Genomic DNA, 11,900 nt, shown 5'->3' on the forward strand with positions numbered 1-11,900 from the left:
GAGACCGTTTGGAAGTGCGCTGGTGTGAGTCGGCTGGCGGTGGTTTCGAGAACCGGCGCGCAGCGGACGTTTGGGTCCGTGAGCACCGGAAGCGCAGAAACCGCCGTCAGACGGCCGCACCAGTAGCGCTTCCGACGGTCTCAGTAGCCGACGGTGAAGCGCTGCCGGACATGGGCTGGATTCTCCAGCTCGTCGATCAGGGCGATGGCATAGTCCTCCTGGCTGATTCGGCTCTGCCCGTCCGCCCCGACCAGGAGCTGGTCGCCGCCCAGCCGGAATGTGCCGGTGCGCTCGCCCGGCGCGATCACCGCCGAGGGCGACAGGAAGGTCCAGTCGAGGCCGGCCTCGCCACGCAGCAGGGTGAGGTAGTCGCGGCCCTTGGACGCCTCCTCCTTGTACAGCGCCGGGAACTCCGGCGTGTCGACCAGCGCCACACCCGGCGCCACCTCCAGGCTGCCGGCACCGCCGACCACCAGGTAGCGCCTGACGCCCGACGCCTTGACCGCGCGCAGCAGCAAAGCGGGGTCGGAGGCGGTGTAGTGCACCGAGCTGATCACCGCATCGTGCCCGGCCAGGAGCCTGGCCAGCCCGTCGGCGTCGAACACGTCGCCGCGCTGGGCGGTCAGCTTCGGGTGCTGCGGCAGCTTCTCCGGGTTGCGGACGATGCCGGTGACCTCGTGGCCGCGGCTTAGCGCCTCGGCCAGGATCTTGGAGCCGACACTGCCGCTGGCGCCGATCAGGGCAAGCTTCGCCATGGAATTCTCCGAACTTGGTTACGAATAGGTACCGGCGGCAAGTTCGGCATTCCCGCCCGCCCGCGCAAGAAGGGTGTTGAAAGTAACCGAGGGACTGCGGAATGACCGGCGGCGGGCTAGAACCGCTTGTACCAGAGCCGCTTCGGCCCGGTGTCGAGATGGACGAAGTCGGAGCGCCAGTAGAGGCCGAGGCCGCCGCTGGCGACCGCCCGGGCGTGGTTCGCCAGGAACACCATGCCGTAGCCCTGCACCGACAGGTCCACCGCCTTGCCCTGCAGGTGCAGGCTGTTCCGGGCGGCGCCTTCGGGGCGCAGCTTCTCGTTGGTCTCGGGGGTGCGGAAGCCGGAATGCAGGTTGATCGTCACCCGCCGGCCCTTGGCGACCTGATAGCGCCGCGACATCAGCCACAGCAGGTCGAAGACGCCCGGGTCCATGTCGGTCGCCTTGTCGACATGGTGGTCGCGCAGCAGCCAGTTCAGCCGCTTCCAGGCGTCGGCCGAAACCACGCCGTCGACGGCATAGACATCGTCGAAGCGTTCATCGGTGTGCGGGTTGTAGAGCCTGAGGCGCCGCTCGCCGGTCTGGTCGACGGCCGGGGCCGCCGCGGCGCAGAAGGGAAGGGCGGCGAGCCCCAGCAGGGCCCGCCGCCGCGTCAGCGACCCGATGGGGTCAGCCGGCATCCTTGATGCTGTCGATGATCTTGGCGACGAGGCCGTACTCCTTCGCCTCCTCGGCCGACATCCAGTAGTTCCGGTCGGTGTCGCGCTCGACCTTCTCGATCGGCTGTCCGGTCTCCTTGGCGATGATCTCATTGAGGCGGCGGCGCATCTTGATGATCTCGCGCGCCTCGATGTCGATATCGACCGCCCGGCCGCCGGCACCGCCGGACGGCTGGTGCAGCAGGAACCGCGTGTTCGGCAGCGCGAAGCGGTTCTCCTTCTTCGCCGCGAGGTAGATGTGGGCGCCGGCGCTGGCCACCCAGCCGGTGCCGATCACCTTCACCGGCGCGCCGATGAAGCGGATCATGTCGTGGATGGTGTCGCCGGCCTCGACATGGCCGCCCGGCGAGTTGATCACCAGCCGGATCGGCTTCTTCTCGTCATCGGCGGCGAGCGCCAGCAGCTGCGCGCTGATCGCCTGCGCCAGCTTCATGGAGATTTCGCCGAACAGCAGCACCGTCCGGTTCTTGAAGAGGATGTTGCCGATCTGCGGGCCGAGCTCCTCCTTCTTCTCCTTTTCGGGGCGCTCTTCCTCTTCTTCCTCTTCCTCGTCGTCGAGACGCGGCGGGAACGGGCGGTCGACCATGGGGGATCCTGTCACTTAAAAGATCTGTCAGACCTGCAAGAGGTAGCGTGCCCGACCCCGCTTCGCAACCAGGGCCTTCCGGCAATGATCGCGAAGCGGGCGGGGCGGCTTACGATTTGAGGCGGGTCCAGACCCGGTCGCGCAGCTCGACCGCGGCCGCGGAGCAGTTCTTGTTCGGGTTCAGCCGGCTCAGATATTCCTGCGGCGTGTTCACCGCCGGGTCGTCGCGCAGCTTCGCGTCCATGAACTCCGGCGAGCCCTTGATGCCGTTGTTGTAGCCGGTGAAGTTGCTGACCGCGGCGACGGTGTCGGGCTTCATCATCCAGTCGATGAAGATCTTGGCGTTCTCGACGTTCCGCGCGCCCTTGGGCACGGCGAAATTGTCGTTCCAGAAGTTGATGCCTTCCTTCGGATAGACATAGGTGACGGTCGGCTTGCCCTCCTTGGTGCGGTGCGAGGCGCCGTTCCACTGCATGTGGGCCACCACCTCGCCGGCGACCATGCGCTCGATCGTGCCGTCGGAGTTGTAGAGCGCGACAGCCGGCTTCTGCGCCTCCAGCAGCTTGAAGATCTTGCCGGCGTCCTCGCTGCTCTCGGTGCAGAAATCGATCTTGAGGTACATCGCCGCGGCCTTGTAGACCTCGACCGGGTCGTTCAGCATCGCCAGCTTGCCCTTGAACGGGCCGTCCGGGTTGAAGACCGACCACCAGCTGTCGTCGACCTTGCCGCCCTCGACCTTGGTGGTGTCGTAGCTGAAGCCGGTGGTGCCCCACATGTAGGGGGCGGAATATTTCCGCTCCGGGTCGTACCAGGGCTTGTCGTGCGGCGCGCCGACATTCTTGAAGTTCGACATCTTGCCGGCGTCGATCTCCAGCAGCATGCCGCCCTTGACCATGATGTCGACCATGTAGTCGGACGGCACCACCACGTCGTAGCCGGCGGCGCCCGCCTGCAGCTTGGCCAGCAGGGTCTCGTTCGAATCATAGACGTCGAGCGTGACCTTGATGCCGGTCTCGGCCTCGAACTTCTTCAGCAGCTCCGGCGGGTAGTAGTTCGACCAGTTGTAGAAATAGAGCTCGCCGGCAGCCTGCGCGGCCGACGCCGCGGTCAGCGCCCCGGCGGCCGCGACGGCGGCGAGAAGAAGCTGTCTTGCGGATCCCATCTCAACCTCTCTGTTGTCGTCGGATTGTGATGTTGCGCCCCGCCGACATTCGGGACGAAGGCCTGGCCGCTCAGGATTTGAGGCGGGTCCAGACCCGGTCGCGCAACTCGACCGCAGCGGCAGAGCAGTTCTGGGCCGGGCGCAGCCGGCCGGCGTCCTCCGGCGGCATGTTGATCGCCGGGTCGTCGCTCAGGGCCTTGTCCATGAAGGCCTCGGAGCCCTTGATCGCGTTCATGTAGGTGGTGAAGTTGCTGGCGGCGGCGATGTTCTCCGGCTTCAGCATCCAGGCGATGAAGGTCTTGGCGTTCTCCGGGTTCTTCGCGTCCTTCGGCACCACCAGGTTGTCGGCCCAGAGGCTCAGGCCTTCCTTCGGATAGACGAAGACCGCGCTCGGCCGCTGCAGCTTGGTGCGGTGGGCGGCGCCGTTCCACTGCATGTGGGCGACGACCTCGCCGGCGGCCATGCGGTCGACCGACCCGTCGGAGTTGTAGAGGGAGACGGCCGGCTTCTGCGCCTCCAGCAGCTTGAAGATCTTGCCGGCGTCCTCGCTGCTCTCGGTGCAGCGATCGATGCCCAGGTAATAGGCGGCCGCGTTGAACACCTCGACCGAGTCGTTCATCATCGCCAGGCTGCCCTTGAACGGGCCGTCCGGGTTGAAGATCGACCACCAGCTGTCGTCGACCGGCCCCTGCACCTTGGCGCTGTCATAGGTGAAGCCGGTGGTGCCCCACATGTAGGGCGCGGAGTATTTCCGCTCCGGGTCGTACCAGGGCTTGTCGTGCGGCGCCGCGACATTGCCGAAGCCGGGCATGGCGGCGGCGTCGATCTCCTGCAGCAGGCCCTGCTTGACCATGATGTCGACCATGTAGTCGGACGGCACCACCAAATCGTAGCTGGCGCCGCCGGCCTGCATCTTGGCCAGCAGGGTCTCGTTCGAATCATAGACGTCGAGCGTGACCTTGATGCCGGTCTCGGCCTCGAAATTCTTCAGCAGGTCGGGCGGGGTGTAGTTGGTCCAGTTGAACAGGAACAGGTCGCCGGCCGCCCAGGCGGCGGGGCCGGTCAGCAGGGTCGCGGCGAAGGCGGCGGCCAGGCAGATGCGTCGGTTCCGAATTTCGGGCCTCCCTGGTTAGCTCCGCGCCCGTCCCACCACCCAGGACAGGGCGACGAAGACGATCGAGATCAGCAGCATCAGCGCGGAGATGGCGTTGACCTCCGGCGTCACGCCGATGCGGATCATGCCGTAGATGTAGATCGGCAGGGTGGTCGCCCCGGCGCCGGAGACGAAGAAGGTGATGACGAAATCGTCGAGCGAGATGATGAAGGCCAGCATCAGCCCGGACAGGATGCCGGGCCACAGCAGCGGCAGCGTCACCCGGCGGAAGGCCCGCCAGGGCGTGGCGTAGAGGTCGGACGCGGCCTCGCCCAGGCTGGCATCCATGCCCTCCAGCCGCGCCCGGATCGGCAGATAGGCGAAGGGGATGCAGAACACCACATGGGCCAGGATGATGGTGAACAGGCCGAGCGGCAGGGCGATGGCGGTGAAGAACAGCAGCGTCGCCACCGCAGTCACCACCTCCGGCACCACCAGCGGCAGGGCGATCAGGGCGCTGACGGCGGCCTGGCCGCGGAAGCGCCGCCGCGCCATGCCGATCGCGGCCGGGATCGCCATCACGGTCGCGACCACGGAGGACACCGAGGCGACGATCAGCGAGTTCTTCGCCGCCCGCAGGATGTCCGGGTTGTTCAGCACCACGCCGAACCAGCGCATGCTGAAGCCGCCCCAGATCGTCGCCGTGCTGCCGGCGTTGAAGGCCAGCACCAGCAGCACCACGATCGGGATGTAGAGATAGGCGAAGAAGGCCCAGGCGGCGGCGCGGACGCCGGGGAAGCGGCGCAGGTTCGACGGCGCACTCATTTCGCCACCTGCGGCGCGCCGCGGAAGCGAAGCAGGTACAGCATCATCGCCAGCAGCACCACGGCCAAGAGGGCGAAGGACAGGGCGGCCCCGAACGGCCAGTTGCGGGCCGAGCCGAACTGGTTCTGGATCAGGTTGCCGATCATCATCGACTTCGATCCGCCCAGCAGGTCCGGCGTGACATAGGCGCCGAGGCAGGGGATGAAGACCAGGATGGCGCCGGCGGCGATACCCGGCATGGCCATCGGGATGACGATCCGGCGCAACGCCCGCCACTTGTCGGCGCCGAGGTCGTAGGCGGCCTCGACCAGCCGGAAATCCAGCTTCTCCAGGCTGGAATAGATCGGCAGCACCATGAAGGGCAGGAAGGAGTAGGTGAGGCCGATGGCGATCGCCGTCTCGGTGTACATCAGGTTCAGCGACCCGGTGGTCAGCCCCAGCCCCTGCAGCGCCGAATCGAGCAGCCCGCCGGAGCGCAGCATCAGGATCCAGGCGTAGTTGCGCACCAGGAGGTTGGTCCAGAACGGGATGGTGACCAGGAAGATCAGCAGGTTGCGCCGCGGCGGCGGCTGCATCGCCATGTGCAGCGCGGTCGGGAAGCCGATCAGAACGCACAGCACGGTGGTCAGCAGCGACAGCCAGACCGAGCGCAGCAGGATCTGGGCGTAGGCTGGGTTCCAGATCAGGCTGTCGTCGAAGTCGCGCTCATACAGGAAGCGGACATAGGCGTCGGGGGAGAAGGTGTTCCACTGCACCCCGCCGAACGGGCCGCGCTCGGCGACCGAGACAACCGCCATGATCGCCAGCGGGACGATGAAGAAGACCAGGATGAAGCCCACCGGGACCCCGATCAGCCCCAGGATTTTCAGTGAGTTGCCGCGCGCCATCGTGGCCCTCAATCGGCCAAAGCGTGGCCGGCGCCGGCCGGTACCGCGATGCCGACCCGGTCGCCCGGCTGGAAGCTCTGCGGCGCCCCTGTGCGGTTCTGCAGCCGGGCGGTGACCACCATCCCGTCCTCGGCCAGGCGGATGTAGTAGGTGGTGTCGGTGCCGACATAGACCACCGTCTCCACCGTCCCGGCCAGGCCGTCCGTGCCGGGCTCGGCGGACAGCAGGATGCGCTCCGGCCGCACCGCCAGGGTGGCGCCGTCGGCGCAGCCCAGCCGGGCGGCGAAGGGGCCGTCGAAGAAGTTGGTCTCGCCGATGAAATGGGCGACGAAGCGCCGCTCGGGCCGGTCGTAGATGTCGCGCGGGCCGCCGATCTGCAGGATCTCGCCCTCGCTCATCACCGCGATCCGGTCCGACATCGTCAGCGCCTCCTCCTGGTCGTGGGTGACGAAGATGAAGGTGATGCCGGTCTCGGTCTGCAGCCGCTTCAGCTCGATCTGCATCTCCTTGCGCAGCTTGAGGTCGAGGGCCGACAGCGGCTCGTCCAGCAGCAGCACTTGCGGCTCGCTGGCCAGCGCCCGGGCCAGGGCGACGCGCTGCTGCTGGCCGCCGGACAGCTGCGCCGGCTTGCGGTGCTCCATCCCGCCCAGCTTGACCAGGGCGATCATCTCGGCGACCCGGGCATCGGCCCGGGCGCGGTCGACGCCCTTCATCTCCAGGCCGAAGCGGATGTTCTCGCGCACCGTCATGTGCGGGAACAGGGCGTAGCTCTGGAACACCGTGTTCACCGGCCGCTTGTGCGGCGGCAGCCCCTCGATCGGCTTGCCGTGCAGCAGGATGTGGCCGCTGGTCGGCTCCTCGAAGCCGGCGATCATGCGCAGCAGGGTGGTCTTGCCGCAGCCGGAGGGCCCTAGAAGGGTGAAGAACTCGTTGTCCCGGATCTGGACCGATACGCCGCTCAGGGCCCGGACCGCGCCGCTCTGCTCGCTGCCGAACACCTTGGTCACGTCGACAACGTCGATTGCCGTCCCTGTCAAGATGGCCTCGTTTCTTGTTCCGGCAGGGCGCGAGACCTCGGGGGCGGACCGTCGGGGACCCCTGGCGGCACCGCGCCTGGCCGGCCGGGCCCGTTTGGGCTTCCCGCGTCCGGCCGCTGCGCTGATGGGATCGATATCAGCAGGTGCCGCGGGCAATCGCAAGCCTATCCAGGCGGTTGTGCGCGCAAGAAAAAACCCCGCCGTCGCCGGCGGGGTTCTCTCGGGTCGAAACCGGTCCGATCAGACCGAATAGTACATCTGGAACTCGATCGGGTGCGGGGTGTGCTCGAAGGCGTACACCTCTTCCCACTTCAGCTCGAGATAGGCCTCGATCATGTCCTTGCTGAACACGTCGCCCTTCAGCAGGAAGGCGTGGTCGGCCTCGAGCGCCAGCAGCGCCTCGCGCAGCGAGCCGCAGACGGTCGGGACGTTCTTCAGCTCTTCCGGCGGCAGGTCGTACAGGTTCTTGTCCATCGCCTCGCCCGGATGGATCTTGTTCTGGATGCCGTCGAGGCCGGCCATCAGCATGGCCGAGAAGGCGAGGTAGGGGTTGGCGCTCGGGTCCGGGAACCGCACCTCGACGCGCTTGCCCTTCGGCGAGGAGACATAGGGGATGCGGCAGGAGGCCGAGCGGTTGCGGGCCGAATAGGCCAGCAGCACCGGGGCCTCGAAGCCCGGGATCAGGCGCTTGTAGCTGTTGGTCGACGGGTTGGTCAGGGCGTTCAGCGCCTTGGCGTGCTTGATGATGCCGCCGATGTAGTACAGCGCGGTGTCCGACAGGTCGGCATAGCCCGAGCCGGCGAAGGTCGGCTTGCCTTCCTTCCAGATCGACTGGTGGACATGCATGCCCGAGCCGTTGTCGCCCTTGACCGGCTTCGGCATGAAGGTCGCGCTCTTGCCATAGGCGTCGGCGACGTTGTGGATCACGTATTTGTAGAGCTGCAGCGCGTCGGCGGCCTTGATCAGCGTCGCGAACTTGATGCCGAGCTCATGCTGCGAGGAGGCGACCTCGTGGTGGTGCTTCTCGACCTCGACGCCCATCTCGCCCAGGGTCGTCAGCATCTCGGCGCGCAGGTCGTGCGCGGCGTCCAGCGGCTGCACCGGGAAGTAGCCGCCCTTCGGCTGCACGCGGTGGCCGCGGTTGCCGTCCGGATAGACCTTGCCGCTGTTCTCCGACGCGTCCTCGCTGTCGAGGTAGTAGAACGCCGAGGTGGTGTTCTGCTGGTAGCGGACGTCGTCGAAGATGAAGAACTCGGCCTCGGGGCCGAAATAGGCGGTGTCGCCGATGCCGAGCGACGCCATGTAGCGCTCCGCCGACTTGGCGATCGAGCGCGGGTCGCGGCTATAGGGCTGGCCGGTGGCCGGCTCGTTGATGTCGCAGGTGATGTTCAGCTGCGCCTGGGCGGCGAAGGGGTCCATGACCGCGGTGTCGACGTCCGGCATCAGGATCATGTCGGATTCGTTGATCGCCTTCCAGCCGGAGATCGACGAGCCGTCGAACATGACGCCGTCCGTCAGCATGTCCTCGTCCACCGTCGAGACGTGCTGGCTGACGTGATGCACCTTCCCGCGGAAATCGGTGAAGCGGAAGTCGACGTATTTGACGTCGTTCTCTTTGATCAGGTCGAGGACCTTGGTCACACCATCGGCCATGATGCTTTTTTCCTGTGTTTCGGACTGTGTTTGCGTTTCTTGAGAGGCGTTCTTGGGCGGCTCGCGCGCGGGGCCGACGCTCAGATGGCGTCGGCGCCCTTCTCTCCGGTGCGGATGCGGATGACTTCCTCCACCGGGGTGACGAAGATCTTGCCGTCACCGATCCGGCCGGTCTGGGCAGCCTGCTGGATGGCCTCGATCGCACGCTCGACCAGGGCATCCTCCATGACCACCTCGACCTTCACCTTGGGCAGGAAGTCGACCACGTATTCCGCGCCGCGATAGAGCTCGGTGTGGCCCTTCTGGCGGCCGAAGCCCTTCGCCTCGGTCACGGTGATGCCCTTGATCCCGACCTCGTGAAGGGCCTCCTTCACCTCGTCGAGCTTGAACGGCTTGATGATGGCTTCGACTTTCTTCATGGGTTCGGAACCGTTCCCTGGATCGTTTGCGCGCCACCGCCGGGTGCGGAACGCTCTCGCCGACAAGTGAAGCAAGCCCCGTGCCAGTCGCCGACTCCGCGTCGGCGACCAGGACGAACGGGGGCTTGCTCAGAATTTAGGCATAGTGCTGCTTCTTTGGGCTTCGATCAAGTCAGGGCGCCCGCCATCCGGTCCACGGCCTGGCGGATGGCGTCGACGCTGTTGGCGTAGGACAGGCGCAGGAAGCCCTCGCCCATGGCGCCGAAGCTGGTGCCGGCGATGGTGGCGACGCCGCACTCCTCCAGCAGCCGGGTCTGCAGCGCCTTGGCCGACAGCCCGGTGCCGCTGATGTTGGGGAAGGCGTAGAAGGCGCCACCCGGCTCGACGCAGCGCACGCCGGGCAGCCGGTTCAGCGCGTCGACCACCACGCGGCGACGCTCGGCGAAGGCGGCGCACATCGTATCGACCGCGTCCTGCGGCCCCTGCAGCGCGGCGATGCCGGCATATTGGGCGGCGGCGTTGACGCAGGAGTGCGAGTTCACGGCCAGCCGCGTCGCGCCCTCGCGCAGCGCCTTGGGCCAGACGCTCCAGCCCAGCCGCCAGCCGGTCATGGCATAGGTCTTGGACCAGCCGTCCAGCAGGATCACCCGGTCGCGCAGGGCGGGGTAGGAGAGGAAGCAGCTGTGCTCGGCGCCATCGTAGAGGATGCGGCTGTAGATCTCGTCGCTCAGCACCGCGACATGCGGGTGCCGCTCCAGCCCCGCGGCCAGGCGGTCCAGCTCGGCCTTCGGCACCAGGCCGCCGGTCGGGTTGGCCGGGCTGTTGATGATCAGCAGGCGGGTGCGCGGCGTGATCTGCGCCAGCACCTCCTCGGCCGAGAAGGCGAATCCGTTCTCCTCGCGCAGCCGCACCGGCACCGGCGTCGCCCCGGTGAAGCGGATGGCGGATTCGTAGATCGGGAATCCGGGGTTGGGGTACAGGATCTCGGCCCCCGGTTCGCCGAACATCAGGATGGCGAACCACATCGTCACCTTGCCGCCCGGCATGATCACCACGTCATCCGGGTCGACCGTGACGCCGCGCCGGGCCTCCAGGTCGTCGGCCACCGCCCGGCGCAGCGCCGGGATGCCGCCGGCCGGGGTGTAGCCGTGATGGCCGTCGCGCAGCGCCTTCACCGCCGCCTCGACGATGTGGTCGGGGGTGCGGAAATCGGGCTGGCCGATGCCGAGATTGATGATGTCGCGGCCCTGTGCCGCCAGCGCCTGGGCCCGGGCCAGCACGTCGAACGCGGTCTCGGTGCCGAGATTGGCCATGGCGGCCGACTGGATGAGCATCTGCCTAACCCTGCTGAGTTGTGTCGGGGCGGACTATGGATCCCCAAAGGCCCGCGGTCATGCCCCGCTGCGCCTTCGAAAGGCGGGATTGCGTCTAGCGCTTGACGCCGTCACGGCGATGCCTCATATGAGCCGCCGCAAATGCCGTGGCGGCCATAGCTCAGCTGGTAGAGCACTCGGTTGTGGTCCGAGATGTCGCGGGTTCGAGCCCCGTTGGTCGCCCCATTTCCCTCCTCTGCAACGTCTGCTACAAGCGCCGGTGGCGGCTGTAGCTCAGCTGGTAGAGCACTCGGTTGTGGTCCGAGATGTCACGGGTTCGAGCCCCGTCAGTCGCCCCATTTCCCTTCCTGTCATCCTCTGATACGCCTGTCTCCACCGCATCGGAGGAGGCTGCCTTGTATCGACCGAACGCCGCGAAACGGAAGCTGCGGGCGGGCGAGCCCGTCTATGGCTGCTGGCAGGGCATCGGCCATTCGCTGATCACCGAGCTGCTCGGCCTCGCCGGCTACGACATCGTGCTGCTCGACCACGAGCACGGGCCGGCCGCGGTCGCCGATGCGGTGCCCAGCCTGCAGGCCCTGGCCGGCACCCCGGCCACTGGCATCGTCCGCATGCCTTGGAATGACCCGGTCTACGCCAAGCGGATCCTGGACATCGGGGCCGAGGGCGTGATGGTGCCGCAGGTCAATTCGAAGGAAGAGGCGGAGGCCGCGGTCGCTGCCTGCCGCTATCCGCCGGCCGGCATCCGCGGCGTCGCCTACGGCATCGCCCGCGGCGCCGATTTCGGCCTGGCGTCCGACTACCAGCAGACCATCTCCGACAATCTCCTGATCCTGTGCCAGATCGAGACCAGGCAGGCGGTGGAGGCGATTCCCGACATCGCCGCGGTCGACGGCGTCGACGGGCTGTTCATCGGCCCCTGGGACCTGTCCGGCAGCCTGGGCAAGCTCGGCCGCTTCGACGACCCGGAGGTGCGCGACACGATTCGCCGGGCCGAGCGCGCCATCCAGGACAGCGGCAAATGGCTCGGCTCGCTGCCCTCGCTCGGCCGCTCGCCGGCCGAGATGGTGCGGGACGGCTGCCGCATCGTCATCGGCCCGGCCGAGATCACCCTGCTGCGCGACGCGGCCCGCGCCGACATCGCCGCCTTCAAGGAGGCGGTCGGGAAGCTGGGCCGGTGACGATCTCCGACCTGGCGCTGCTGACCGCGGCGGAGATGGGCGAGGCCGACCGCCGCACCATCGCCGCCGGCACCCCCGGCATCGTGCTGATGGAGCGGGCAGGGGCGGCGGTGGCGCGGGCGATCCGCGCCCGCTGGTCGCCGCGCCCGGTCGCGGTGCTGTGCGGCCCCGGCAACAATGGCGGCGACGGCTATGTCATCGCCCGGCTGTTGGCGGAGCGGGGCTGGCCGGTGCGGGTGGCCTCGCTGG

The 11,900-nt window shown here is 67.5% G+C and carries 13 protein-coding genes and 2 tRNA genes; 4 read left to right on the forward strand and 11 right to left on the reverse strand.

Annotated features, from left to right (window positions below):
- Positions 1–140 precede the first annotated feature (140 nt).
- The 11 genes from ACTOWL_RS36520 to ACTOWL_RS36570 all read right to left on the reverse strand — a co-directional run bounded on the left by ACTOWL_RS36520 (position 141) and on the right by ACTOWL_RS36570 (position 10,470).
- The gene (locus tag ACTOWL_RS36520; protein ID WP_441326223.1) at positions 141–755 is read right to left on the reverse strand and encodes an NAD(P)-dependent oxidoreductase; all 615 of its coding nucleotides are present in this window, start codon (positions 753–755) and stop codon (positions 141–143) included.
- Positions 756–871: 116 nt separating this feature from the next.
- Positions 872–1,435 (reverse strand): YcbK family protein, encoded by a 564-nt coding sequence (locus tag ACTOWL_RS36525; RefSeq protein ID WP_441326224.1) that lies wholly within the window; start codon positions 1,433–1,435, stop codon positions 872–874.
- Positions 1,425–2,060, reverse strand: coding sequence for an ATP-dependent Clp protease proteolytic subunit (locus ACTOWL_RS36530; protein WP_441326225.1), 636 nt, complete (start codon positions 2,058–2,060; stop codon positions 1,425–1,427). The genes ACTOWL_RS36525 and ACTOWL_RS36530 overlap by 11 nt, the downstream gene beginning before the upstream one ends.
- Before the next feature lie 109 nt (positions 2,061–2,169).
- Positions 2,170–3,222: an extracellular solute-binding protein gene (locus tag ACTOWL_RS36535; RefSeq protein WP_441326226.1), complete on the reverse strand. Its 1,053-nt coding sequence runs from the start codon at positions 3,220–3,222 to the stop codon at positions 2,170–2,172.
- Positions 3,223–3,292: 70 nt separating this feature from the next.
- Positions 3,293–4,336 (reverse strand): extracellular solute-binding protein, encoded by a 1,044-nt coding sequence (locus tag ACTOWL_RS36540; RefSeq protein WP_441326233.1) that lies wholly within the window; start codon positions 4,334–4,336, stop codon positions 3,293–3,295.
- A 15-nt stretch (positions 4,337–4,351) separates the two neighbouring features.
- On the reverse strand, positions 4,352–5,140 hold the full coding sequence (locus ACTOWL_RS36545) for an ABC transporter permease (RefSeq protein ID WP_441326227.1): 789 nt from the start codon (positions 5,138–5,140) through the stop codon (positions 4,352–4,354).
- Positions 5,137–6,027: an ABC transporter permease gene (locus tag ACTOWL_RS36550; protein WP_441326228.1), complete on the reverse strand. Its 891-nt coding sequence runs from the start codon at positions 6,025–6,027 to the stop codon at positions 5,137–5,139. Before ACTOWL_RS36550 ends, ACTOWL_RS36545 begins: the two co-directional genes overlap by 4 nt.
- Before the next feature lie 8 nt (positions 6,028–6,035).
- Entirely contained in the window at positions 6,036–7,064 is a 1,029-nt protein-coding gene (locus ACTOWL_RS36555) for an ABC transporter ATP-binding protein (protein WP_441326229.1), read from the reverse strand.
- Between the two features lie 240 nt (positions 7,065–7,304).
- Positions 7,305–8,717 (reverse strand): type I glutamate--ammonia ligase, encoded by a 1,413-nt coding sequence (gene glnA, locus ACTOWL_RS36560; RefSeq protein WP_441326230.1) that lies wholly within the window; start codon positions 8,715–8,717, stop codon positions 7,305–7,307.
- An 80-nt stretch (positions 8,718–8,797) separates the two neighbouring features.
- A complete protein-coding gene (locus ACTOWL_RS36565) occupies positions 8,798–9,136 on the reverse strand; it encodes a P-II family nitrogen regulator (protein ID WP_034832554.1) in 339 nt (112 codons plus the stop codon).
- 167 nt (positions 9,137–9,303) lie between these two features.
- Positions 9,304–10,470, reverse strand: coding sequence for a pyridoxal phosphate-dependent aminotransferase (locus tag ACTOWL_RS36570; protein ID WP_441326231.1), 1,167 nt, complete (start codon positions 10,468–10,470; stop codon positions 9,304–9,306).
- Between the two features lie 149 nt (positions 10,471–10,619).
- Here ACTOWL_RS36570 and ACTOWL_RS36575 point away from each other — a divergent pair.
- From ACTOWL_RS36575 to ACTOWL_RS36590, 4 genes are all read left to right on the forward strand, one after another.
- Positions 10,620–10,695 (forward strand) — tRNA-His (locus ACTOWL_RS36575).
- Between the two features lie 37 nt (positions 10,696–10,732).
- A tRNA-His gene (locus ACTOWL_RS36580) sits at positions 10,733–10,808 on the forward strand.
- 57 nt (positions 10,809–10,865) lie between these two features.
- Positions 10,866–11,651: an HpcH/HpaI aldolase family protein gene (locus ACTOWL_RS36585; protein WP_441326232.1), complete on the forward strand. Its 786-nt coding sequence runs from the start codon at positions 10,866–10,868 to the stop codon at positions 11,649–11,651.
- Between the two features lie 35 nt (positions 11,652–11,686).
- A partial coding sequence (locus tag ACTOWL_RS36590; protein WP_441326234.1) for an NAD(P)H-hydrate epimerase occupies positions 11,687–11,900 on the forward strand: 214 nt, incomplete at its 3' end.

It is taken from the genome of Inquilinus sp. CA228, assembly GCF_052078665.1.
Taxonomy (GTDB): Bacteria; Pseudomonadota; Alphaproteobacteria; order DSM-16000; family Inquilinaceae; genus Inquilinus.